Source organism: Streptomyces sp. NPDC020422 (assembly GCF_044386705.1).
In the GTDB taxonomy this organism is placed as follows: domain Bacteria; phylum Actinomycetota; class Actinomycetes; order Streptomycetales; family Streptomycetaceae; genus Streptomyces.
The window spans coordinates 59,568-82,416 of the sequence record NZ_JBIRVJ010000008.1 but is presented as its reverse complement, the minus strand read 5'-3'; the positions used below and the strand labels follow the sequence as shown (position 1 = coordinate 82,416).

Annotated in this window: 20 protein-coding genes; 8 read left to right on the top strand and 12 right to left on the bottom strand. The window is 74.8% G+C overall.

The window, feature by feature from the left end; translation table 11 throughout:
• Positions 1-167 precede the first annotated feature (167 nt).
• On the top strand, positions 168-1,631 hold the full coding sequence (locus tag ACH414_RS22230) for a hypothetical protein (RefSeq protein ID WP_391769573.1): 1,464 nt from the start codon (positions 168-170) through the stop codon (positions 1,629-1,631).
• A 22-nt stretch (positions 1,632-1,653) separates the two neighbouring features.
• Here the strand turns inward: ACH414_RS22230 and ACH414_RS22225 are convergent, their stop codons facing one another.
• The gene (locus ACH414_RS22225; RefSeq protein WP_386564894.1) at positions 1,654-2,421 is read right to left on the bottom strand and encodes an SDR family NAD(P)-dependent oxidoreductase; all 768 of its coding nucleotides are present in this window, start codon (positions 2,419-2,421) and stop codon (positions 1,654-1,656) included.
• Between the two features lie 88 nt (positions 2,422-2,509).
• On the opposite strand from ACH414_RS22225, the gene ACH414_RS22220 reads away from it, so the two are divergent.
• Genes ACH414_RS22220 through ACH414_RS22210 form a run of 3 tightly spaced genes read left to right on the top strand, consistent with a single transcriptional unit; the run spans position 2,510 to position 5,730 of the window.
• Positions 2,510-3,946, top strand: coding sequence for an alkaline phosphatase PhoX (locus ACH414_RS22220; protein ID WP_382539833.1), 1,437 nt, complete (start codon positions 2,510-2,512; stop codon positions 3,944-3,946).
• A 48-nt stretch (positions 3,947-3,994) separates the two neighbouring features.
• Complete coding sequence (locus tag ACH414_RS22215; RefSeq protein WP_382539831.1) at positions 3,995-4,663, top strand: GntR family transcriptional regulator; 669 nt, start codon at positions 3,995-3,997, stop codon at positions 4,661-4,663.
• A gap of 47 nt (positions 4,664-4,710) precedes the next feature.
• On the top strand, positions 4,711-5,730 hold the full coding sequence (locus tag ACH414_RS22210) for a 1-aminocyclopropane-1-carboxylate deaminase (RefSeq protein WP_382539828.1): 1,020 nt from the start codon (positions 4,711-4,713) through the stop codon (positions 5,728-5,730).
• Between the two features lie 7 nt (positions 5,731-5,737).
• On the opposite strand, the gene ACH414_RS22205 is transcribed toward ACH414_RS22210, so the two are convergent.
• Both ACH414_RS22205 and ACH414_RS22200 read right to left on the bottom strand, forming a co-directional pair.
• Positions 5,738-6,970 (bottom strand): TerD family protein, encoded by a 1,233-nt coding sequence (locus tag ACH414_RS22205; RefSeq protein ID WP_382539826.1) that lies wholly within the window; start codon positions 6,968-6,970, stop codon positions 5,738-5,740.
• A gap of 36 nt (positions 6,971-7,006) precedes the next feature.
• Positions 7,007-7,246: a hypothetical protein gene (locus ACH414_RS22200; RefSeq protein ID WP_382539824.1), complete on the bottom strand. Its 240-nt coding sequence runs from the start codon at positions 7,244-7,246 to the stop codon at positions 7,007-7,009.
• A gap of 54 nt (positions 7,247-7,300) precedes the next feature.
• Here ACH414_RS22200 and ACH414_RS22195 point away from each other — a divergent pair, with 54 nt between their 5' ends.
• Positions 7,301-8,263, top strand: a complete 963-nt coding sequence (locus ACH414_RS22195) for an AraC family transcriptional regulator (protein ID WP_398943045.1) — start codon at positions 7,301-7,303, stop codon at positions 8,261-8,263.
• Positions 8,264-8,436: 173 nt separating this feature from the next.
• Here ACH414_RS22195 and ACH414_RS22190 read toward each other — a convergent pair whose 3' ends face one another.
• Positions 8,437-9,249: an NAD-dependent epimerase/dehydratase family protein gene (locus ACH414_RS22190; protein ID WP_382539819.1), complete on the bottom strand. Its 813-nt coding sequence runs from the start codon at positions 9,247-9,249 to the stop codon at positions 8,437-8,439.
• 202 nt (positions 9,250-9,451) lie between these two features.
• On the opposite strand from ACH414_RS22190, the gene ACH414_RS22185 reads away from it, so the two are divergent.
• On the top strand, positions 9,452-10,384 hold the full coding sequence (locus ACH414_RS22185; protein WP_382539816.1) for a 5-dehydro-4-deoxyglucarate dehydratase: 933 nt from the start codon (positions 9,452-9,454) through the stop codon (positions 10,382-10,384).
• Positions 10,381-11,502, top strand: coding sequence for a hypothetical protein (locus ACH414_RS22180; protein WP_398943043.1), 1,122 nt, complete (start codon positions 10,381-10,383; stop codon positions 11,500-11,502). The genes ACH414_RS22185 and ACH414_RS22180 overlap by 4 nt, the downstream gene beginning before the upstream one ends.
• A 568-nt stretch (positions 11,503-12,070) precedes the next feature.
• Here ACH414_RS22180 and ACH414_RS22175 read toward each other — a convergent pair.
• From ACH414_RS22175 to ACH414_RS22145, 7 genes are all read right to left on the bottom strand, one after another.
• A complete protein-coding gene (locus ACH414_RS22175; protein WP_398943042.1) occupies positions 12,071-13,243 on the bottom strand; it encodes an MFS transporter in 1,173 nt (390 codons plus the stop codon).
• 48 nt (positions 13,244-13,291) lie between these two features.
• Complete coding sequence (locus tag ACH414_RS22170) at positions 13,292-13,738, bottom strand: hypothetical protein (protein WP_382539808.1); 447 nt, start codon at positions 13,736-13,738, stop codon at positions 13,292-13,294.
• Between the two features lie 177 nt (positions 13,739-13,915).
• On the bottom strand, positions 13,916-15,364 hold the full coding sequence (locus ACH414_RS22165) for a peptidoglycan D,D-transpeptidase FtsI family protein (protein ID WP_398943040.1): 1,449 nt from the start codon (positions 15,362-15,364) through the stop codon (positions 13,916-13,918).
• Between the two features lie 148 nt (positions 15,365-15,512).
• Entirely contained in the window at positions 15,513-16,130 is a 618-nt protein-coding gene (locus tag ACH414_RS22160; RefSeq protein ID WP_382540582.1) for a response regulator, read from the bottom strand.
• Positions 16,131-16,171: 41 nt separating this feature from the next.
• The gene (locus tag ACH414_RS22155) at positions 16,172-17,410 is read right to left on the bottom strand and encodes a sensor histidine kinase (RefSeq protein WP_398943038.1); all 1,239 of its coding nucleotides are present in this window, start codon (positions 17,408-17,410) and stop codon (positions 16,172-16,174) included.
• Entirely contained in the window at positions 17,407-18,408 is a 1,002-nt protein-coding gene (locus ACH414_RS22150; protein ID WP_382539799.1) for a hypothetical protein, read from the bottom strand. Before ACH414_RS22150 ends, ACH414_RS22155 begins: the two co-directional genes overlap by 4 nt.
• Positions 18,409-18,505: 97 nt before the next feature.
• On the bottom strand, positions 18,506-19,276 hold the full coding sequence (locus ACH414_RS22145; protein WP_382539796.1) for an IclR family transcriptional regulator: 771 nt from the start codon (positions 19,274-19,276) through the stop codon (positions 18,506-18,508).
• Between the two features lie 114 nt (positions 19,277-19,390).
• Between ACH414_RS22145 and ACH414_RS22140 the strand changes: the two genes are divergently transcribed.
• A complete protein-coding gene (locus ACH414_RS22140; protein WP_382539793.1) occupies positions 19,391-20,884 on the top strand; it encodes an aldehyde dehydrogenase (NADP(+)) in 1,494 nt (497 codons plus the stop codon).
• A 537-nt stretch (positions 20,885-21,421) separates the two neighbouring features.
• Here ACH414_RS22140 and ACH414_RS22135 read toward each other — a convergent pair.
• Positions 21,422-22,828, bottom strand: a complete 1,407-nt coding sequence (locus tag ACH414_RS22135) for an MFS transporter (RefSeq protein ID WP_382539790.1) — start codon at positions 22,826-22,828, stop codon at positions 21,422-21,424.
• Between the last annotated feature and the right edge of the window lie 21 nt (positions 22,829-22,849).

Sequence of the window (22,849 nt, the reverse complement as noted above, 5' to 3'; positions counted from 1 at the left end):
CTACGCGCGTCAATTTCGTGGGAGACCCTCCGACTTGTCAAGGGTCGACGGGTGTACGAAGGCTGACGCCTCCGTGAACCGCCGGACCCGCTCCCGAACACGACTACGCTGAAGGCCGCTCGAAGCCCCGTCACGGGCCCCCGTACTCGCCGAGGAGAACACCCCAGATGGCACCGGACCGCCAGACCCTTCCCCCCGTTCGACTGCGCTCGGACGCGGAGTTGGCGCGGGACGCCCTGGCCGCCCCCCTCCTCGCCCGCGCCGTGCGGCTCGCCCGCTGGGCCGGTCCGGAGACCCGCGTCGGCGCCGGTGGCGAGCTCGTCGACGAGCAGCTGCCCGCCGCCGCCGAGGTCCTCGGCCTCGCCGGCGACCCGGACGCCGAGGCGTACGCGAGCGAGGCCTGGCGGCTCGCGGTCGACACCGGCCTGGTGGACGTGACGGATCCCGAGGACGCCGAGGACGCCGAGGCCGGGGGCGCGGACGCCGGGGGCACCGTCACGGCCGGCGAGAACCTGGCGCTCGTCACGGGCGGCTCCCCGCAGGACGTGCTCGCGATCTGGCTGGACGGCTTCGACGCCGTCTTCGCCGACGCCGCCGCGCCCTACTTCGACGACCTCGACGCGCTCGTCGGCGAGGACGGCGAGATCGACTTCGAGGCCCTGGACTGGGACCCGGAGGGCGAGGCCGAGTTCCTGGAGGGCGTGCTCGGCAACCTCTACCTGCTGACCGTCAGCGAGGGCGGGGCGGGCGAGGGCCCGGTGCCGCTGCCCGCGCTCGCCGCCTCCATGGTCGTCCCCGACGACATGGGCGAGCCCACCGACGACGTCCTGGAGCAGGTCTCCGACGCGATGATGCGGCTCGACGAGCAGTTCCGGGTCCTCGAACCGATCGGTCTCGTCGCCTACGACCCCGTCGACGAGGCCCTGATGGCCGAGGAGGGCGAGGAGCCCGCCCCGCCCGTCGACGACGAGGACGTCAGCCGCTACGGCATGGTCCGGCTCACCCCGCTCGGCCTGTACGGCGTGCGGGCCCGGATGCTGGAGGCCGGACTCGTCGTCCCCGCCGTCGGCGAACTCGCCGACAAGGGTGCCGACGCGCTCCTCGACGGCATCGCCCACTACCCGCAGGACGCCGCCCGCGCCGAGACCGCGGGCTGGCTCGCCGCCCGCGAGGCCGGCGCCGCCGCCCGCGAGCTGCTCGCCGCCGCCCGGGGCAACGACGTCGACTCCCCGCTGCGCCGCCTCCACGCGCAGCAGGCCCTGTCCCTCGTCGGCGCCGAGGCCGAGCCGGCCGTCCGCGAGGTCCTCGACGATCCCGAGCTCGGCGGCCTCGCCCGGGTCTGGCTCGCCGAGCACGGCGCGGCGGACATCCCGGCCCCGCCGGAGGAGATGATCTTCTGGCTGGCCATCGACACGATCGCCGCCCACCTCGACGCCGACGGCGACCTGACCGAGCTCCAGGACCTCATCGAGGGCCTGACCGGCCGTCACGGCGGCTTCTTCGAGGCGGCCTGGCGGGTCGACCACCCCGCGACGGCGGAGGTCCTGGAGGCCATGGGCCGCCTGCACCGCGACAAGCCCACGGCGAAGGAGGCCCGCAAGGCCGCCTTCAAGGCGCGCTCGAAGAACTGAACCGGCCGCCGGGGCCGGGGCCTCAGGTCCGCAGGTACGAGGCCCCGTTGAGGTCCAGCACCGTCCCCGAGGCCCACTGGGCCTCGGGGGAGGCGAGCCAGCGGACGGCCGCCGCGATCTCCTCCGCGGTGCCGACCCGGCCGAACGGGCTCTGGGCGAGGATGGCCTCGCCCTCGGGCCCGGCGAGCCGCGGTGCCACCCGCTCGGTCGCGAAGAAGCCGGGCGCGACCGACGCCACTCCGATCCCGTGCGGGGCCAGGGCCACCGCCAGGGACTGGCCCAGCGCGTGCACGGCCGCCTTCGTCGCGCCGTAGGCCGGATGGTCCGGCTCGCCCTTGAAGGCCCCGCGCGAACCGATGTTGACGATGCGGCCGCCCGTACCGGCCTCGATCATCCTCCGGGCCACGAGATGGCTCAGATACGCGGTGCCCAGCAGGTTCACCGAGACGTGCCGCTGCCAGAGCTCCACCCACTCCTCGTACGGGGTGGTGGCGGGCGGGTGCGCCAGGTTCACGGCCGCGTTGTTGACCAGGACGTCCACACCGCCGAGCGCCTCGGCCGCCTCGTCCGCGACCCGGGCCGCGGCCGCCGGGTCGGCGAGGTCGCCGGAGACCAGCACATGGCCGGTGCCGTCCAGGGACGCCAGGGTCGCCCGGGCCTCCTCCTCGCGCGAGCCGTAGTGCACGGCCACCCGGTCGCCGCCGGCCGCGAAGGCCCGGGCCACCGCGCGGCCCAGACCGCGCGAGGCGCCACTGACCAGAACGCGCCGGCCGTCGGTGGGCAGGTTCATGAAGGATCGCCTTTCTGTTCAACCGCCGTTTATACGGGGGCGCGACCGTGTGCCGCGACACCGGGTGACGACAGGGAGAAAAACCGTCATGTCTCTCAACCGCAGAGAGTTCGCCAAGAAGTCCGCGGCCACCGGCGCCGGCCTCGCGCTCACCGGCGCCGTCGGGGCGCTCGCCACCGCGCCCGAGGCGCTCGCCGCCGACGAGCCCGCCCAGCTGCAGGGCGAGGGCCACGGCGAGGGCCGCGGCCACGGCCACCGGCTCGGCTACGGCGAGCTGGTCGCGGACCCCGACGGCATCCTCGCCCTGCCCGAGGGCTTCACGTACCGCGTGATCACGCACAGCGGTGTCACCCGTCTGGAGACCGGCGAGTTCACGCCGTCCAACCACGACGGCACCGCCACCTTCGCCGGCCGCCGCGGCACCACGTACCTGGTCAACAACCACGAGCTCAAGGGCCCCCGCGCCAACTGGGCCTACCCCGTCCCGCTCACCGAGGGCCTGGTCTACGACCCGGCGGCCGCCGGCGGCTGCACGGTCGTCGAGGTGCACCGCGACGGCACCGTCGCCGAGTGGGTCGGCATCGCCGGCACCTCCACCAACTGCGCCGGCGGCCGCACCCCTTGGGGCACCTGGCTCAGCGGCGAGGAGACCGAGGACCTGGCCGGCAAGAACGGCATGACCAAGGACCACGGCTACATCTTCGAGGTCGACCCGCACGACGCCCGCGCCAACCGCGACCCGAAGCCGGTCAAGGCCTTCGGCCGGTACGCCCACGAGGCCGTCGTCATCGACCCCAAGCGCGGCCACGCCTACCTGACCGAGGACGCCTCGGGCCCCAACGGCCTGCTCTTCCGCTGGGTCCCGCCGCAGGGCTTCGAGCACGGCCGGGGGAAGCTCGCCACCCTCGCCGACGACGCCGGTGAGCTCCAGGCCTTCAAGTGCTTCGACTCGGCCGGCCGTTTCGTCGACGACCTCTCCCGCGCCACGAAGGCCGGCACCGTCTACGGCGTGGACTGGGTCGACGTGCCCGACCGCGACGCCCGCAAGACCTCCGTCCGCAAGCAGTTCGGGCCCGGCGAGGTCACCCGCGCCCGCAAGCTGGAGGGCATGTGGTGGGCCGACGGCGGCGCGTACGTCGTCTCCTCGTACGCGCGTGAGGAGAGCCCCGTCGCGCACGACGGCCAGGTCTGGTTCTACGACCCCAAGCGCCGCACCCTCACCCTCCAGGTGCTGCTCGGCGTCAACACCGCCCCCGAGCAGGACGGTGCCTTCGACGGCCCGGACAACATCACCGTCTCCCCGTACGGCGGGCTCGTCATCGCCGAGGACGGCGAGGGCGTCCAGCACCTCTTCGGCGCGACCGAGAGCGGCCGCACCTACCCGATCGCCCGCAACGACCTGAACGACAGCGAGTTCACCGGCGTGGTCTTCTCGCCCGACGGCGACACCCTGTTCGCCAACATCCAGGACCCGGGCATCATGGTCGCCATCACCGGCCCCTGGCGCCGCCAGCCGCGTCGCTGACACCTGGACCTGGTGCCGTCCATGGGCTGACATCTAACATGTCAGCCCATGGACGCCTTAAGGCCGGTGGGCCGGACCCTGCTGCGCGACCGCGCGTACGAGGCGCTGCGCGAGGCCATCGTGCGCGGCGAGCTCGCACCCGGTTCCGTCGTCAAGGACGCCGACCTGGCCGAACGGCTCGGACTCTCGCGCGCCCCGGTGCGCGAGGCCCTGGCCAGGCTCGGCGACGAAGGTCTCGTCGAGACCAAGCCGCAGAGCTACACCCGGGTCACCCGGCTGGTCAGCCGGGTGGTGCGGGACGCCGCCTCCGTGGTGCGGGTGATGCACGAACTCGCCGCCCGCACCGCCGTGCCGCTGCTCGGCCCCGAGGGCATCCGGACGATGCGCGAGGCCAACGAGCGGTTCGCCGCGGCCGTGCGCGCCGCGGACGTCGAGGCCGCCCTGCGCGCCGACGACGAGCTCCACCACGTCCTCGTCGGCGCCAGCGGCAACCACGCGCTGGCCGCCACCATCGACCGTTACACGCCCCTGATCCGCCGGGTCGAGCGCCGCCTCTTCGGCGACTCGGGCACCTGCGGGTCCGCGGAGCTCCACACGCGCCTCATCGACGCGTGCGAGGCGGGCGACACGGAGGAGGCGGTCCGGGTGACGACGGAGATATGGCGTGCCCTGGAGGAGCTCGCCGACGAGGCGACGGATCCACCGGACCGGGTGTGAGGCCGAGGCGTCCAGGACCCCGACCGCGACCATCCCAGGGAGCCCGCATGCCGACGATCGACGACTTCGACCGCTATCCGCTGCTCTTCGGTCCCTCGCCCGTCCATCCGCTGCAGCGGCTCACCGGCCACCTCGGCGGTGCCACCCTGTGGGCCAAGCGCGAGGACTGCAACTCCGGCATCGCGTACGGCGGGAACAAGACCCGCAAGCTGGAGTACCTGGTCGCCGACGCCCTCGCCCAGGGGTGCGACACCCTGGTCTCCATAGGCGGCGTGCAGTCCAACCACACCCGCCAGGTCGCGGCCGTCGCCGCGCACGCCGGGCTGCGCTGTGTGCTGGTGCAGGAGAGCTGGGTGGAGTGGCCCGACTCCGTCTACGACAAGGTCGGCAACATCCTGGTCAGCCGGCTCGCGGGTGCCGATGTGCGGCTGGTGCGGGCCGAGTTCGGCATCGGCTTCAAGGAGAGCTGGGAGCGGGCGCTGCGCGAGGTCGAGGAGGCCGGCGGCAAGCCGTACGCCATCCCGGCGGGCGCCTCCGACCATCCGCTCGGCGGTCTCGGCTTCGCCCGCTGGGCGTACGAGGTGGCCGAGCAGGAGCGTGAGCTCGGGGTCTTCTTCGACACCGTGGTGGTCTGCTCGGTGACCGGCTCCACCCAGGCCGGGATGGTCGCGGGCTTCGCCGCGCTCGCCGAGGAGGGCGGGCGGCCCCGCCGGGTGCTCGGCGTCGACGCCTCCGCGAAGCCGGGGCCCACCCATGAGCAGATCACCCGGATCGCCCGGGACACCGCCGCCCTCATCGGCGTCGAGCGGACGCTGACGGCCGCCGACGTCGAGCTGGACGCCCGCTACCACGCGGGGGTGTACGGCGTCCCGGACGAGGCCACGCTGGACGCGATGCGGCTCGCCGCCCGGACCGAGGGCATGGTCACCGACCCCGTCTACGAGGGGAAGTCGATGGCCGGACTGATCGACCTGGTGGACCGGGGCGAGATCGGCCGGGACTCGACCGTGCTCTACGTCCACCTGGGCGGCCAGCCGGCCCTCAACGCGTACAGCGCGCTGTTCTAGCCGGGGCTCACAGGGCCTGGGCGGCGGGCTTCACCATGCCGCGGACGGTGCGGGACTTCACGAACTCGCCCATCGCCGTCATCTCCCACTCGCCGGTGAACTGCTTGATGAGCTTGGCCATCATCACGCCCGTCTGCGGCTCGGCCGTGGTCAGGTCGAAGCGGACGAGCTCCTCGCCGGTGGCGGCGTCGATGAGCCGGCAGTAGGCCTTGGCGACCTCGGTGAACTTCTGACCGGAGAAGGAGTTCACGGTGAAGACCAGGCCGGTGGCGTCGGCGGGCAGCCGGCCGAGGTCGACCACGATGACCTCGTCGTCGCCCGCGCCCTCGCCGGTCAGGTTGTCGCCGGAGTGCTTGATCGCGCCGTTGAGGATGGAGAGCTTGCCGAAGTAGCAGCTGTCGAGGTGGTTGCGCTGGGGGCCGTAGGCGATGACCGAGGCGTCCAGGTCGATGTCCTTGCCTCGGTACGCGGGCTCCCAGCCGAGGCCCATCTTGACCTGGGAGAGCAGCGGGCGGCCGCCCTTGACCAGGGAGACGGTCTGGTTCTTCTGGAGGCTGACCCGGCCCTTGTCCAGGTTGATCTTCCCCGTGCCGGCGGCGGCCGGCGCGGGGGCCGGGGGAGCGGGCGGGGCGGCCGGCGGCTGCGCGACGGCGGACCGCGGGTCGGGCGCACCCGGGGGCGTCGCCGGCGCCGGCGGGGCCGGGGGAGCCGACGGGGTCTGCGGGGCGGCGGCCGGCTCCTCGTCCACCGAGACACCGAAGTCGGTCGCGATGCCGGCCAGTCCGTTCGCGTATCCCTGGCCCACCGCGCGGGCCTTCCAGGCGCCGTTGCGCAGGTAGATCTCCATGACCACGAGGGCCGTCTCCGTGCCCAGCCGCGGCGGGGTGAAAGTGGCGAGCACGCTGCCGTCGTCGGCGTTGCGCAGGGTCGCCGTGGGCTCGATGCCCTGGAAGGTCTGGCCGGCGGCGTCCGGGCTCGCGGTCACGACGATCTTCTCGACGCCGGCCGGGACGGCGGCGGTGTCCACCAGGATCGCGTCCGGGGCGCTGCCGCCGCCGGAGCGGTAGGTGACACCGGGCCCGGCGGGCTGGTTGTAGAAGATGAAGTCGTCGTCGGAGCGCACCTTGCCGTCGGCGCCGAGCAGCAGGCCCGAAACGTCGAGCCGCACGGGGGCGGCGACGTCCACCGCCACGCGCGCGGCGGTGAGAGGGATGTTCGAGCCGGGGGTCATAGCGGTCATGCCGGGGGTAACGAACAGGACGGCTTTGCCGTTCCCTTACTTTCGCCCGGTTCGGCCACTCCGGTTACGCGGGTGCGCGCGGGCCGCGCGCTCGTTGCCGAAGCGGTACGCGCCCGTCCAGCGCGCCATCACCAGCTGCGGGTCGCCGGCCTCGACCTCGGCCAGGAACTTCTCCGCGCGCCCCCCGCGCAGCGTGGCCGCGGCGCGGCCGTGGTGGGTGACGACGACCGTGCCGTCCGCCCGCCGCCCGTAGACGAATCCCCGTGGTGGTGTCATGGCGGCATCCTGCCGTTCCGGGGCCGGTCCGTCATACGAATATTCTTACGATCCGTGGGTGGGATCTCTTTCCGGACGCGGGACGTGGACGAGGCGCGCGAGGAGATCGACGCGCGCTATTACGCCAACTACATGGACGTCATCGACGCGCAGAAACGTCCCTTCGCCGCGCGCTTCGACACCGTCCGGCTCGGGCCGCTGATGATCGGCGACCTCAGCTGCGGCGCGGACGTCCGGATGCGCTTCGGCGAGCTGGGCGCGTTCCACCTCAACGCGCCCATGAGCGGCACGATGGACGTGCGCCAGGGCACCGGGCGCCGGGTCCTGGCCACCCCGGAGCAGGCCATGCTGCTCGACCCGGCGGGGGACACCTTCCTGGACCGGTGGGCCGGGGACTGCCGCTCGCTTTCGGTCAAGATCGAGGCGAGTGCGCTGTACGAGCGTCTCGAGCAGCTGCTCGGGCGTCCGCCGCGGGGCCGGCTCGCCTTCGGTTCGCTGCTCGACATCACCCGCGGCCCCGGTCTGAGCTGGGTCACCTTCGCCCGGCAGGTGGCGGCCGGAGCGCTCGCCGGGGACGGCCTCGCCACCCACGAGCTGGTCGCGCGCCCGCTCCAGGAAGCCCTGCTCAACGGGCTGCTGCTGGCCGCCGAACACCCCTGGCGTGAGGAGCTGGCGCACCCGGGCGGCCCGTCGCGGCCCGCGCCGGTGAAGCGGGCGATGGACGCCGTACGGGCCCGCCCCGAGCACCCTTTCACCAGCACCGAACTGGCCGCCCTCGCCCGGGTGAGCGTGCGCCGGCTCCAGGAGTCGTTCCGGGAGCACGTGGGCATGTCCCCGATGGCGTACGTGCGCGAGGTGCGCCTGGAGCGGGTGCACGAGGAGCTGAGCGCGGCCGCCCCGGACGAGGCGAGCGTGACCGAGGTGGCCTGGCGCTGGGGCTTCGCGCATCCGGGCCGGTTCGCGGCGCGGTACCGGGAGCGCTTCGGCGAGACGCCGTCGGCGACGCTGCGCGGCTGAAACCGAGCGCGCTTTCCGGATGGTGGCCGCGTTCCGCGGATCGCGACGATCTTGACGGGGCCATATCGTCGGAATGTCCGCGTACGCCAGCCGTGCGCGTCGACCCGGGCCTGGCCGGCTCCCCCGCATTGTCCGGCCGGGCCCGTTCCCTCCTCCCGGTGCGGCCGGCCCGCTCAGTGCGGCCAGCGCGGCGGGTCGACGCAGAAGTGCCCGCCCAGGTAGACGTCGTCGGCGCTGCCCGGCGCCGGGAGCCCCCGCTCGGTGATGAGCCGCTCCGCGTAGACCTCGGAGTCGTCCTTCGGCTCGTAGCCCAGCGCCCGCGCCGAGGAGAGGTCCCACCACTCCCGGGTGTTGGCGGAGGAGCCGTACACCACGGTGTGGCCGACCCGCGGGGCGGTGAGCGCCGCGTGGAGCAGCCGGGCGCAGTCGGCGGGGCTCAGCCACATCGAGAGCATCCGCACCGAGGTCGGCTCGGGGAAACAGGAGCCGATCCGCACCGAGACGGTCTCCACCCCGTGCTTGTCCCAGTAGTACTGGGCCAGGTCCTCGCCGAAGGCCTTGGAGAGGCCGTAGAAGGTGTCGGGCCGGTGCGGGGTGTCGACGGGGACGGGGTCCTCGCCGGGGCGCGGCCGCCGGGTGAAGCCGACCGCGTGGTTGCTGGAGGCGAAGACGACCCGGGGCCCGCCCTCCTCGCGGACGGCCTCGTACAGGTGGTGCAGACCGGTGACGTTGGCGGCCACGATCCGGTCGAAGTCGGCCTCCAGGGAGATCCCGGCGAGGTGGACGACGGCGTCCACCCCGCGCACGGCCTCGCGCAGCGCTGCCCGGTCGGCGAGGTCGGCGACGATCGCGTCCGCAGCGCCCTCGACCGGGACCATGTCGAGCAGGCGCAGCTCGTAGCCGTACGCGGGCAGCAGCTCCCGCATCAGGGTGCCCACGCCGCCGGCGGCGCCGGTGAGCAGGACGGTACGGGGAGCGGGGGTCATGGGGCGGTCTCCGTTCATGGTCCGAATTCACAGACATGGAAGGGGCGTCACGCTAGGCAGTGGCGTGTCGGACCGTCAAGGAACCATGTGCCAAAGGAAGTCGGCTCCTTGACCGTCCCTCCGCGCCGCCTCTAACGTGAAGTCGTTCAAGAATATGGACAGTAATCAGAATGGTGCACGACAGATCTGCCTGGGAGCGCCCGTGACCTCTGCCCCGCTCGCCGAACGGCTCGACGGCCTGCTGTTCTTCCCCGTCACCGCGTTCGGCCCGGACGGCACCGTCGACCTCGACGCCTTCCGCGCCCATGTCCGCGCCGGCATCGACGCGGGCGCGGGCGCGGTCTTCGCCTGCTGCGGCACCGGCGAGTTCCACGCCCTGACCCCCGAGGAGTTCCACGACTGCGTCGCCGCCGCCGTCCAGGAGGCCGCCGGCCGCGTCCCGGTGCTCGCCGGCGCCGGCTACGGCACCGCGCTCGCCGTGCGCTACGCGCGGCTCGCCGAGGAGGCCGGCGCCGACGGGCTGCTCGCCATGCCCCCCTACCTGGTCGTCGCCGACCAGCGGGGACTCCTGCGCCACTACACCGCACTCGCCGCCGCGACCGCCCTCCCCGTGATCGTCTACCAGCGCGACAACGCCGTCCTCACCCCCGAGACCGCCGTCGCGCTCGCCCGCACCGAAGGGATCATCGGCCTCAAGGACGGCGTCGGCGACCTCGACCTGATGCAGCGCATCGTCAGCGCCGTCCGCACCGCGGACCTCGACCTGCTGTACTTCAACGGCCTGCCCACCGCCGAACTCACCGGCCTCGCCTACCGGGGCATCGGCGTCGCCCTCTACTCCTCCGCCGTCTTCTGCTTCGCCCCCGACATCGCCCTCGCCTTCCACCGGGCCCTCGCCACCGGCGACGACCCGGCCGCCCACCGTCTCATCGACGCCTTCTACCGCCCGCTGGCCGAACTCCGCGCCAAGGGCCGCGGCTACGCCGTCTCCCTCGTCAAGGCCGGCGTCCGGATGAACGGCCTGGACGTCGGCGAGGTCCGCCCGCCGCTCAGCGAGCCGCACCCCGAACACCTCGAGGAGCTCGCCGTGCTCGTCGACCGCGGTCGGGCCGCCCTCTCCCGGGGGTCCCGGTGAGGGCCGGCGCCTTCCTCTACCCCTGGGACGTCAACGGCGACCCGGCCGCGCCCGCCCGCCTCGCCGGCCTCGGCCTGGACCGGATCACGCTGGCCTCGGCCTACCACTCGACCCGCGCCCTGACCCCCCGCCACCCCCGCCACCGGATCGTCACCGCCGCCCACGCCGCCGTGCTCTACCCGCCGGACCCGGCCCGCTGGCAGGGGCGGACGCTCCGGCCACGCCCGGCCGGCGACTGGGCCCCCGGCGACGCCTACGGGGCGGCCGCGCGGGCGCTCGTCGCGGCCGGCCTGGAGGTCCACTCCTGGGTGGTCCTCGCCCACGACTCCCGGCTGGGCGCCGAACACCCGGAGACCTCCGTGGTCAACGCGTACGGCGACCGCTACCCCTGGGCCCCCTGCATCGGCCAGGACGCCGTCCGCGCCCACCTGGTGGAGCTGGCGGCCGAGGCGGCCGTCCGGCCGGGCGCGGCCGGCACCGAGCTGGAGTCCTGCGGCTGGTACGGCTTCGCCCACCTCCACGCGCACGACAAGACGGCCGGGGTCACCCTCGACGACACCGCCCAGTACCTGATGTCGCTCTGCTTCTGCCCCTCCTGCCGCGAGGGGTACGCGCGCCACGGCGCCGACCCCGACGCCCTCGCCGCCGACGTGCGCAGCGCCCTGGAGCCGGTCTGGCGGGGCGCGGCCCCGCGCCCCGCCCCGCCCGCCGCGCTCGGCTGGCGCCTGGAAGCCGCCCGCACCCTGCAGGAGGCCGCCGTCGCCGCCGTACGGGCCGCGGCGCCGCCCGGCTTCCGGGTGCTGCTGCACGCGGACCCGGCCCCGTACCGCTGTGGCGCGAACGCCGGAACGGAGCCGCGGCACATCCTGGCCGTCGCCGACGGCGTGGTGACCCCGGCCGCCACCGTCGCCCCCTTCGCCCGCCACCGACGCGACGGCACGGTCCTCGCGGCGAACCTCCCCGTCGTCGCCGGCCTGGGCGGCTCCCCGGCCACCCTCGCCGCGGACGCGCGAAAGGCGGCCGCCGAGGGCGCCACCGAACTGCGCCTCTACCACGCGGGCCTGGCCTCGGACACGGACCTGGCAACCGTGGCGGAGGCCCTGAAGGACCTCGGGTGAGCCCCCGAGTGCCTCGGGCGCCGGGGTCCTGACGACCGGGCCGGGGCTACCGGCCCGTGGCGACGGGACCCGGGCGGCTGCCTTCGGCGGCGGGTCCCGGGCGACCGGCCCGGGGCTGCCGGCCTGTGGCGACCGGCCCCCGGGCGGCTGCCTGCGGACCCGGACCGCCGGTCTCGGGCGGCGGGACCCGGGTGGGCGGGGTCTCGGTGACGGGGTCCAGGCGGCAGGCCCTGGCGATGGCGCCCGGGCGGCGGGTCCCGGACCACTGGCCTGCGGGCGGCCGGACCCGGGCGGCGGGACTCGGGTGGGCGGGGTCTCGGTGACGGGGTCCAGGCGGCAGGCCCGGCGATGGCGCCCGCGCGACGGGTTCCGGAACACCGGCCCCGGGCGGCCGGACCTGGGCGGCGGGACCCGGGTGGGCGGGGTCTCGGTGACGGGGTCCAGGCGGCAGGCCCTGGCGATGGCGCCCGGGCGGCGGTCCGTTTCGGCGACGGTGCTCCGGCGGTGGGCCCTCGTCCGCGGGGGGCCAGGCGACGGTGCCCGGCGGCGGGCTCTCGGCCGCGGTGGGTCAGCCGGTGGTCGGGGAGCCGTCGCGTCGGCTCGCGGGAGCGGCGGACAGGGAGGCCGCACCCGCGAGGGCCGCCACCCCCACCACCGGCAGCAGCACCCGCATGTCCACCACCGCCACCAGACCGGCCCCCACCGCCAGGGCCACCGCGTTCGGCACGAAGACCAGGGTGTTCGCGGTGCCCGCGGCCCGCCCCACCAGCTCGGCCGGCACCCGCCGTTGGACCGCCGTCATCGCCGCGATCAGCACCCACGGCAGCCCGACCCCGATCACCCCGCTCGCCACCAGGGCCACCGCGTCGTACGGCAGGGCCCGCGCGGCGACCCCCACCGCGAACAGCGCGAGACCGGCCGCGGCGAGCGCTCGCTCCGGCACCCGGCGCAGCAGCGGTCCCGCCGCGAGCCCCGCCACCACCGAGCCCGCGCCCTGCACGGCGTACAGCACACCGGCGTACGCGGGGGAGTGCCCGAGACCGCGGTCCACCACGGCGTAGATCGCGGCTCCGTTGAGTCCGGCGAGGAACATGGTGAAGGCGCCCGCCGCCACCAGGGCCCGCAGCACCGGCGAGTCCCACAGCGGCCGGGCCCCGTCCGCGACCCGGACCCGCTCGCCGCCGGCCGGGATCCGCGCCTCCCGCACCCGCAGCAGCGCGAACACCCCCGCCGCCAGCGCGAACGTCGCCGCGTCGAGGAGCGCGACCGGACCGCCGCCGTAGCGCGCGAACAGCCCGGCGGCGACCAGCGGGGCGACCAGCTTCATCGCCTCGTTCACGGTCATCCGCAGCCCGTTGAAGGAGCCGAGCCGCTCCTGGTCGAGCGCGCCCGCGGCGAGCGCCGCCTCCGCCGCCTCGTGGACCGCGCCCTGCGTCCCGTACACGAACAGCACGGCGAACAGCAGCCACACCCGCTCGGGCCGGTCCACCCACAGGAGCAGGGGCAGCAGCGCCGCCATCGCGAGGTTCAGCACGACCAGCAACGGACGTCGGGGCACCCGGTCGACGAGGGAGCCGAGCACCGGACCGAGCAGCGCGGGCGCCCAGAGGGCGAAGGCGGTGAGGGCCGCGAGGGAGTCGGAGCCGGTCAGGGACTTCACCCAGATCCCGGAGACCAGCCACATCGCGGTGGTGCCGAACCCGGAGACGAGCACGGCGCAGAGGTAGAGAGGAAGACGCATGCCCGCAGGCTGGCGTCTGAGGAGCCGCCTCCGGATCGGGCAGATGCCCTAACTCTCCGCGGCCACCCGGGCCTTCTGCCTCTCGTACCGCAGCGCCACCCCCGTGAGCACCGCGCCCAGGCCCTCCCAGAGCCCCACGCCGAGGAAGCCGGCCGGGGCGCGACCGGTGAGGACGGCGAGGGTGAAGACCGTGCAGGTGAGCAGCCGGAAGGGGACCGTCCAGCGGAAGAACGGCTTCCAGTCGGCCAGGGCGGCCAGGACGTAGTAGACGCCCATGTTGAGCGCGGCCATGGAGGAGGCCGTCAGGAAGAGCGCGGTGTGATCCCCCTCGGCCGGCCCCGCCTCCGACAGCTCGGACAGGGGCGTCAGCCCCATGAGTCGGATCGTGGTGTCCGGGGACACCAGGCCCACCGCCCCGAGGGAGGCGGCGAGAACGCCGAAGACGGCCATGGTCCAGCCGGACGGGGAGCGGGGCAGGCGTACGGTCGTGAGCATGCCCCCTGCATATCGTGAAGCGGGGGCCGACGTTCCACCGCCCCCCCGCTTCCGTGCCCCCGCTTCCGTGCCCCCCCCCGCTTCCGTGCCCCCCGCTTCCGTGCCGCCCGGCTTCCGTGCCTCCCGGCTTCCCGGCGGCCACGGGCACTTCGGCCGTGACGACCGCCCGCCGCTACCTCACTTCAGCGCCGCCTTCATCATCTTCTGCGCGACCGGGGCCGCCAGACCGTTGCCGCTGACCTCCGAGCGCGCCGCGCCCGAGTCCTCGATCATCACCGCCACCGCGACCTCCTTGCCGGTCGCAGGGTCCTTCGCGTAGGAGGTGAACCAGGCGTACGGCGTCTTGCTGTTGTTCTCGCCGTGCTGGGCGGTGCCCGTCTTGCCGCCGACCTCCAGGCCGGCGATCGACGCGTTGGTGCCGGTGCCCTCCTCGACCACCGTCCGCATCGCGCTGCGCAGCTGCTCCGCCGTCGCCGAGGAGACGATCCGCTCGGTGTCCCCGTCCTCGAAGGACTGCAGCGCGTCGCCGTCGGAGTCGACGACCTGGGAGACCATGTGCGGCTTCGCCAGCAGACCGTCGTTGGCGATGGCCGCCGACACCATGGCCATCTGCAGCGGGGTGGCCGTCACGTCGAACTGGCCGATGCCGCTCAGCGCCGTCTGCGCCTTGTCCATGTCGGACGGGTAGACGCTCGCGTAGGCCCGGACGGGGACGTCCAGCTCCTTGTCGTCGAAGCCGAACTTCTCCGCCATCGCCTTCACCTTGTCCTGGCCGAGGTCGACCGCCATCTTCGCGAAGACGTTGTTGCAGGAGTACCGCAGCGCGGTGCGGATGGTGGCGTTCTCACAGGGCGCCGAGGCGTTCTCGTTCTCCAGGTAGCGGGTCGAGCCGGGCAGCTTGTACGGGTTGGGGCTCCGCGTCGCCGTGTCGACCGAGCCGTACAGCCCGTCCTCCAGCGCGGCCGCCGCCACGACCAGCTTGAACGTCGAGCCCGGCGGCAGCGGCTGCCGCAGCGCCCGGTTGACCAGCGGCTTGTCCTCGTCCTCGGTGAGCCGCTTCCAGGCGTCGCCGTCGGTCATCCCCGCGATCTTCGAGGGGTCGTACGAGGGTGTCGACACCATGCCGAGGATGCGGCCCGTCTTCGGGTCGATGGCGACGGCGGCGCCCTTCTTGTTCCCCAGCGCCTCGTAGCCGGCCTTCTGCACGGCCGGGTCGATCGTCGTCAGGACGGAGCCCGGCTCCGTCTGCTTGCGGGTGACGGCGTCCACCGGGTTCTTCAGCCGGGTGTCGGTGCCGTCCAGGACATGGGAGTAGATCCCCTCCAGCTGCGTCGCGCCGTACGCCTGGGAGCTGTACCCGGTGACCGCCGCGTAGAGCTTCCCGTCGGTGTATTCGCGTTTGTACGCGAGGTCGCCGCCCTTCGTCTCCTTAGAACCGGTGACCGGCGAACCGGCCACGATGATGTTCCCGAGCGGCTGCGCGTACTGCGCGATGATCTTCCGCCGGTTGCTCTTGTCGTCCGCGAGGGCCTTGCCTTCGTACGCCTGCACCCAGGTGGCCCGCCCCAGCAGGGCGAGCACCAGGAGCAGCGTGAAGACCGAGGCGCGCCTGATCGTCTTGTTCATCCCATATGCGGGACGAACGGAACGGCGGGCGACGTTCCGGATGTGTCCCTTTTCTCAGGTTTCTCAGGTTTCTCAGGGAACGTTCATCCGGGCCGGGCCGGGCCGGGCCGGGCCGGCCGACACCCCCGTGTCCGGCCGGCCCCGCCCCTCACGCCGGGGTGATGAACCCCGACTCGTACGCGGCGATCACCGCCTGCGTACGGTCCCTCGCGCCGGTCTTCGCCAGGACCGCGGCCACATGCGTCTTCACCGTCGCCGGGCCCACGCCCAGTCCCGCGGCGATCTCCGCGTTGGTCAGGCCCTTCGCCATCCGGCGCAGCACCTCCGCCTCCCGCTCGGTGAGCCGGGCCGCCCACGGCGGGGCGACCGGCGGATGGCGGCGCGCGTGCTCGGCGGCGAGCCCGCGGACCGCCGCCGGGTAGAGCAGCGACTCGCTGCGGGCCACCAGCCGGACCGCGCTCACCAGCTCCTCCGGGGCGGCGCGTTTGAGCAGGAAACCGGCCGCGCCCACCCGCAGCGCGTCGTACACGTAGGCGTCGTTCTCGAAGGTGGTCACCACCACGATCCGCGGCGCGTCCGGCAGCGAGGCGAGGATCTGCCGGGTCGCCTGGATGCCGTCGACCTCGGGCATCCGGACGTCCATCAGCACCACGTCGGGCCGCAGCGACCGCACCACGGACACCGCCTCGGCGCCGGTGGACGCCTCCCCGACGACCACGAGGCCGGGCTCCGCGTCCAGGATGACCCGCAGCGCCGTCCGCACCATCCGCTCGTCGTCGGCCAGGACGATCCTGATGTCCGGGGCGCTCACCGGGGCAGCCTGACCGCGAGGCGCCAGACGCCGTCCGCCGGGCCGGCCGCGGCGGATCCGCCGAGCAGCAGGGCCCGCTCGGTGATCCCGCGCAGCCCGCGGCCGCCGTCCGGGCGGGCGACCGGAGGCCGCCCGGGCAGGGAGTTCTCCATGATGATCTCCAACTCCTCGGTACGCGCTTCGAGCCGTACGGTGACGAGCCCGCCGCCCGCGTGCCGGGCCGCGTTCGTCAGCCCCTCCTGGACGATCCGGTACGCCTCCCGCGACAGCGTCTCCGGTACGGAGTCCAGGGCCCCGTCCACCGTCAGCGCCACCCGCGGCCCCGCGCCCCGCAGCAGGCCCTCCAGGGCGTCGAGCCCCGGGCCCACGCCCTCCTCGTGCTCCGCGTCCCCGCGCAGCAGGCCCAGGGCCCGGTCCAGCTCGCCGACCGTGCGCCGGGTGGTCTCCTCGATCGCCGCCAGCGCCTCCCGGACGAACGCGAGGTCCGCCGCGCCGCCGTCCAGGACCCGGCGGGCCGCGCCCGCCTGGAGGGTGACCGCGCTCAGGGCGTGGCCCACCGAGTCGTGCAGCTCGCGGGCGAGCCGGTTGCGGACGGCGAGTTCGGCGGCGCGCCGCTCGGCCGCCGCGAGCCGGTCCGCGGGGCTCGGCCCGAGCAGCCGGGGCGCCGCGCGGGCGAGCAGCGCGCCGGTCGCCGCCGCAACGGCCGCGAGCCCGAGCAGCATCAGCAGCCCGAGCGGGAGCCCGGCCCAGGCGAGCCACGGCTGGTCGAGATGCCAGAACCGGCCGATCTCGGAGGCGCGCAGGGCCGCCGAGAAGGGCAGCGCGGCCACCGCGACCGCGAACGGCGGCAGCGCGAGCGAGGCCCCGCTGACCAGGGCCCCGCTGCCGAGATGGAGGGTGAGCCAGCCGGCGGTCCGCGCCCTGGCGGCCGGGCCCCGGGCGGGTCCGTCGGCGAAATGGCCCGGCGCCACCCCGCACAGCGCCCGCGCCGCCGCCACCGACATCGGCCGGGCGAGCGGGAAGAGGGCGGTGACCGCGACGAGCGGCAGCCCCACAACATAGGCCGCGAGCTGGAAGCCGAGGCCGCCCGCGAACGCGTTCCCGTTCTCGGCGAAGGGGCCGACGAGCACGGTGCCGACCAGCCAGTACGGCATGAACAGGGCGCCGCCGACGATGAGATGCAGCCAGCGCCGCCGGGCCCGCTGCCCGAAGAGGCCGCCCCAGAGCCGTCTCACGCCGCCGCGCCCCGGCGGTTCAGCACCACGGCCAGGCAGCCCGCCAGCAGGAATCCGGTGATCATCTCGCCAGCGTAGGCGGTGATCATCAGACCCGTCGGCGCCTTTCCGGCATCGCCCTGCGGCAGCGCCGCGACCAGCAGCATGTACGCGCCCCAGCAGCCGGCGGACCCCGAGGCCACCCAGGACACGCCCATCACGGTGCGCAGCCGGAGCCACGCCGGGCGGCGCAGGACGAGCAGCAGGGTGGCGACGGCGGCGAGGACGAGGAGGAGCGCCCGTACGACGTCCACGACCGCGCGGTCGGCGTCGTACTCGGCGGCCAGTTGCGGCGCGAGACCGGTGGTCGTGCCGGAGGCCCACAGGATGCCGAGCGTGGCGGGCACGAGGGCCACGACGGACCCGGCGACGGCGACGGCCCGCACGCCGGGTCCGCTCACGGCGGCCGGCAGCGCACCGAGCCGCCCGACCCAGATCCGGCCCCAGCGGTCGCGGGCGTACAGGGCGAAGAGGGTGCCGAGGCTGAGGCCCTGCACGATGAAACCGCCGTACACGATCGGGAACACCCAGGCGTCCAGGAAGGGTTCGCGCGGCGGGCCGGAGGAGCCGCCGCCGTTCCCGCCGAACAGCGAGACGAGCAGCTGGGCCGGGTAGGCGATCACGATCGGGCCGATGAGCCCGATCGCCGCCCACATGGGGAAGGCCAGCAGCCAGGCCCGCACCCGCAGCCCCCACGGCCGGGTGAGCAGCAGCGCGAGGAGCACCACGACCGCGTCGGCGAGCACCGAGACCGCGTTGGCCACGCCCATCATCGTCGGGTGGTCGAGCAGCACGCTGCCCGCCGGGATGCCGACCCTGCTGCCCGCCACCCAGGCGACCTTGAGGCAGATGTACGGGAGGCAGGCGACGATCGCGAGGATGCGCAGGAGCGGCCGGAGCCGGCCGGTGGCCGGTGCGGGAGCGGCCGGTGCGGGAGCGGGGAGCGTCGGTGTGGTCATGTCCCCACCGTCCCGCGCGGACCCGCCCCGGCACCTCCTGCCGTACGACGAACCGCCTCCGCCGCGCGGGGGAGACGGCCCGCCCCCCAGGTCGGACTCAGAGCCTGCGGGTCGCCAGCGTCAGCCGGTCGCGGGCGTCGAACAACGCGTCCTTGATCAGCTGTTCGTGGCCCGGGGTCAGCCGGGCCACCGGCACCGAGCAGCTGATGGCGTCGCGCGCGGGGGTCCGGTACGGGATCGCGATGCCGAAGCAGCGCAGCCCCAGGGTGTTCTCCTCGCGGTCCACCGCGTAGCCCTGCTCGCGGATGACGGCGAGCTCCTCGATGAGCCGCTCGCGGTCGGTGACGGTGTGCTCGGTGAGCGCGGGCAGCGTCTCCGGCAGCAGCTTGCGCACCTGCTCGTCGGTGTGGGTGGCGAGCAGTGCCTTGCCGAGCGAGGTGGAGTGGGCCGGCAGCCGGCGCCCGACGCGGGTGAACGGCCGCAGGTAGTGCTGGGACTGACGGGTCGCCAGGTAGACCACGTTGGTGCCGTCGAGGCGGGCCAGGTGGATGGTCTCGGTGGTGTCGTCGGAGAGCCGGTCCAGGGTGGGCCGGGCGGCGGCCACCACCTCGTCGCCGTCGATGTACGAGGTGCCCACCAGCAGCGCCCGCACGCCGATGCCGTACCGGGTGCCGGTCGCGTCGGTTTCCACCCAGCCGAGCTCGACCAGGGTGCGCAGCAGCATGTACAGGCTGGACTTCGGATAGCCGACGGCCTCCTGGACGGCGGCGAGCGAGTGCATGCCGGGCCGCCCGGCGAAGTACTCCAGCAACTCCACGGTCCGCACGGCGGACTTGACCTGGGCCCCACCCGCGTCGTTCGTCGACATCGCCCTCGCCCCTCTTCCGGAAGCCTCTTGTGTGGACGGCGCGGCCGTCAATAGAGTCCCGGAAGGATTCACCTACAGGGACAGTGTTCAGAATACCGAACGAGGTGCGTTGCGGTGGCGGCAGAACCAGTGTGGAGCGTGGACCCCCGGACGGGAAAGCCGCGCGAGCAGGTTGCGGTGGAGGCCACAGCCGAGGAGATCGACCGGGCCGTGCGCGCCGCGCACACCGCCCGTGGTGCGCTCGCCGACCGGGCCGCGCGCGCCACGCTGCTGCGGACCGCGGCCGACCTCCTCGACGAGGCCCGCGACCACGTCATCGAGGCGGCCGACGCCGAGACCGCCCTCGGCCCCGTCCGGCTCACCGGCGAACTCGCCCGCACCACGGCCCAGTTGCGCTCCTTCGCCGACATCGTCGACGAGGCCGCCTTCCTCGACGTGCGGATCTCCCGGCCCGACCCGACCACCACCCCGCCCACCCCCGACCTGCGGCGCATGAAGATCCCGCTGGGCGTCGTCGCCGTCTACGCGGCCAGCAACTTCCCGCTCGCCTTCTCCGTGCCCGGCGGCGACACCGCCAGCGCCCTCGCGGCCGGCTGCCCCGTCGTCGTCAAGGCCCACCCCGACCACCCGGCCACCTCCGAGCTCTGCGCCTCCCTGCTGCGCCGGGCCGCCGTCAAGGCCGGACTCCCGGCGGACGTCGTCTCCCTCGTGCACGGCTTCGAGGCCGGCGTGGAGCTGATCCGCCACCCGCTGGTCGCAGCGGCCGGCTTCACCGGCTCCGTACGCGGCGGGCGCGCGCTCTTCGACGCGGCCGCCGCCCGCCCCGTACCCATCCCCTTCCACGGCGAACTCGGCTCCCTCAACCCGGTGGTGATCACCCCGGCCGCCGCCGAGGAGCGGGCCGAGGAGCTCGGCACCGGACTCGCCGGCTCCATGACCCTGGGCGAGGGCCAGTTCTGCACCAAGCCCGGCTTCGTCCTCGCGCCCCAGGGCGAGGCGGGCGACCGGCTCGTCGCCGCGCTCACCGCCGCCGTCAGCGAGACCGAGCCCGGCGTCATGCTCGACCACCGGATGCGCGGCGCCTTCGTCGACGGGGTGCGCGAGCGGGCCGCGCTGCCCGGCGTGACCGCCCCCGTCACCCCGGGCGCCGGCGGCGAGCACACCGTCAGCGCCGGGGTGCTCACCGTCGACGCGGGCCTGCTGCCCGAGGGCGGCCACGGCCCGCTCCTGGAGGAGTGCTTCGGGCCCGTCACCGTCGTCGCCCGCTACGCCGACCGGGAGCAGATCAGCGCCGTCCTCGGCCTGCTCCCCGGCAACCTCACCGCCACCCTCCACCTCGCCGACGAGGACCCCGGCGCCGCCTCCCTGCTCGCCGAACTCACCCCGCTCGCCGGACGGATCCTCGTCAACGGCTGGCCGACCGGCGTCGCCGTCGCCGCCGCCCAGCACCACGGCGGCCCCTACCCGGCGACCACCTCCACCAGCACCTCCGTGGGCGGCACGGCGATCGAGCGCTGGCTGCGCCCGGTCACCTACCAGTCGACGCCTGACCACCTGCTCCCGCCGGAGCTGCGCGACGACAACCCGCTGGGCGTGCCGCGCTCGTGACGCCGACGCGAGGACCGCACCCGCACCGCGATCTTCCCGCTGCGGGTGCCGGACTCCCCCAGCCGGTGGACGCCGGGCATAGCCGCCAGGCCCGCGAAGGCCTCGGTGACCACCGGCGCCGGTGAGTCGTCGACCGGGCTGGAGGCGGTGAGTCGTCGCGGGGGGCTGAGCGGGTGAGCCGTTGTGCGGGCCGGGGGCGGTGAGTCGTCGACCGGGCTGGAGGCGGTGAGTCGTCGCGGGGGGCTGAGCGGGTGAGCCGTCGCGCGGGCCTGAGCCAGTCAGCCGTCGCCCGGGCCGGCGGCGGTGAACCCGGCCATCCGGGTCGGCGCCCCGCGCGCCTTCCACGGCGCCCCGCGCGCCCTCCTCGGCGCCCCGCGCGCCCTCCACGACGCCCCGCGCGCCCTCCTCGGCGACCCGGCCCGCCCCCGGTCGGCCGCCAGGCCGGTGGAGCGGCGGGGAGTTCGCCCCCTCCGATTCCCCAAGGCCTTCAGGCGCGGGCCGGGGCGGCCCCGGGCCGGTGCCGGCGCGCGGACCGGCTCATGCGCGGCCGCGCGGCAGCCGCAGCGAGGCCACCGCCGTCAGGGTCAGCAGTCCGGCGCTGATCAGGAGCGAGGCACGCAGGGAACCGGCCACGCCCGACGCGGCGAGGGAGCCGAAGACCGCGACGGCCAGCGCGCCCGCGGTCTGCCGGATCGCGTTCAGCAGGCCCGCCGCCGTGCCCGCGCGCTCGGCCGGGACGGCCTCCATCATCGAGGCGATCAGCGGCGGCAGCGTGAAGCCGCAGCCCAGCGCCAGCGGCACCAGGAGCAGCGCCTGCGCCACCCGCGGGGTGTCCGCGTCCACCGCGAGCAGACCGAGCAGTCCCGCCACCGCGACGACCTGGCCGACCACGATCGGCACCCGGGCGCCGTAGCGGGCAGCGACCTTCGCCGAGAGCACGTTCACGGCGGCGAGCAGCCCGGTCATCGGCAGGAACATCAGCCCGGCGCCCAGCGCGGAGAGACCGAGGACCTGCTGGAAGAAGAGGCTGAAGACGAAGACCATGCCGTAGAAGGCGACGGTGGCGGACGCGCCCGCCGTCACCGCCACCACCACCGTGGTGTCGCGGAACAGGCCCAGCGGCACCATCGGGTGCCTCCGCCGCGCCTCGATCACCAGGAACACCGCGAAGAAGACCAGCGCGGTGCCGAGCGCCCACCACGCCTCCGTACCGCCCTCGATCGCCGCGAAGGTCAGCGCCGCGAGCGCCACCACGGCCGTCAGCTGACCGGGCAGGTCGAGCGGGGCGGGGCGGCGCGCCGAGCGGGCGACCCGGGTGAGCAGGGCGAGCGCGAGCAGGCCGAGCGGCAGGTTGACGAAGAAGATCGCCCGCCAGCTCCACGCCGTGGTCAGCGCCCCGCCCGCGACCGGGCCGAGCGCGACGGCGACCGTGCCGCCCGCCGCCCACAGCGACACCGCACGGGCCCGCCGCGCCGGATCGCCGTACGCCTCCCGCACCAGGGCGAGCGAGGCCGGCAGCATCACGGCGGCGGCCACGCCCTGCACCGCACGGGCCGCGAGCAGCCCGGGCAGCCCGGGGGCGAGGCCGCAGGCGGCCGAGGCGAGGGTGAAGACGACGACCCCGGCGGCGTACGCCCGGCTCGCACCGATCCGGTCGGCGAGCGCGCCGCTGGACAGCAGCAGCGCGGCGAAGGCGAGCGTGTACGCGTCGACGACCCACTGGAGCCCGCTCATGCCGGCCCCCAGACCGGCTCCGATCGCGGGCAGGGCGACATTGACGACGGAGGAGTCCAGGGTGATGAGGGCGAAGCCCAGCAGGGCGGCGGCGAGCGCGGGCCCCGGACCGCCACGGCGCGGGGCGGGCGGTGCGGGGGCGGCGGGCGCGGGACGGCCGGTGCGGGCGGCGGTGCCAACGGGGGCCGGGGGACGGTCGGTTGGGGTCATGACCCAAGACTCGTGATCTCC

Excerpts from the sequence above, each read along its gene's own strand:
- ACH414_RS22165 (WP_398943040.1), bottom strand. The coding sequence starts at position 15,364 with ATGAACAAGACGATCAGGCGCGCCTCGGTCTTCACGCTGCTCCTGGTG.
- ACH414_RS22170 (WP_382539808.1), bottom strand. The coding sequence starts at position 13,738 with ATGCTCACGACCGTACGCCTGCCCCGCTCCCCGTCCGGCTGGACCATG.
- ACH414_RS22175 (WP_398943042.1), bottom strand. The coding sequence starts at position 13,243 with ATGCGTCTTCCTCTCTACCTCTGCGCCGTGCTCGTCTCCGGGTTCGGC.
- ACH414_RS22135 (WP_382539790.1), bottom strand. The coding sequence starts at position 22,828 with ATGACCCCAACCGACCGTCCCCCGGCCCCCGTTGGCACCGCCGCCCGC.
- ACH414_RS22220 (WP_382539833.1), top strand. The coding sequence starts at position 2,510 with ATGTCTCTCAACCGCAGAGAGTTCGCCAAGAAGTCCGCGGCCACCGGC.
- ACH414_RS22210 (WP_382539828.1), top strand. The coding sequence starts at position 4,711 with ATGCCGACGATCGACGACTTCGACCGCTATCCGCTGCTCTTCGGTCCC.
- ACH414_RS22145 (WP_382539796.1), bottom strand. The coding sequence starts at position 19,276 with ATGTCGACGAACGACGCGGGTGGGGCCCAGGTCAAGTCCGCCGTGCGG.
- ACH414_RS22225 (WP_386564894.1), bottom strand. The coding sequence starts at position 2,421 with ATGAACCTGCCCACCGACGGCCGGCGCGTTCTGGTCAGTGGCGCCTCG.
- ACH414_RS22190 (WP_382539819.1), bottom strand. The coding sequence starts at position 9,249 with ATGACCCCCGCTCCCCGTACCGTCCTGCTCACCGGCGCCGCCGGCGGC.
- ACH414_RS22230 (WP_391769573.1), top strand. The coding sequence starts at position 168 with ATGGCACCGGACCGCCAGACCCTTCCCCCCGTTCGACTGCGCTCGGAC.
- ACH414_RS22160 (WP_382540582.1), bottom strand. The coding sequence starts at position 16,130 with ATGGTGCGGACGGCGCTGCGGGTCATCCTGGACGCGGAGCCCGGCCTC.
- ACH414_RS22215 (WP_382539831.1), top strand. The coding sequence starts at position 3,995 with ATGGACGCCTTAAGGCCGGTGGGCCGGACCCTGCTGCGCGACCGCGCG.
- ACH414_RS22150 (WP_382539799.1), bottom strand. The coding sequence starts at position 18,408 with ATGACCACACCGACGCTCCCCGCTCCCGCACCGGCCGCTCCCGCACCG.
- ACH414_RS22200 (WP_382539824.1), bottom strand. The coding sequence starts at position 7,246 with ATGACACCACCACGGGGATTCGTCTACGGGCGGCGGGCGGACGGCACG.
- ACH414_RS22205 (WP_382539826.1), bottom strand. The coding sequence starts at position 6,970 with ATGACCGCTATGACCCCCGGCTCGAACATCCCTCTCACCGCCGCGCGC.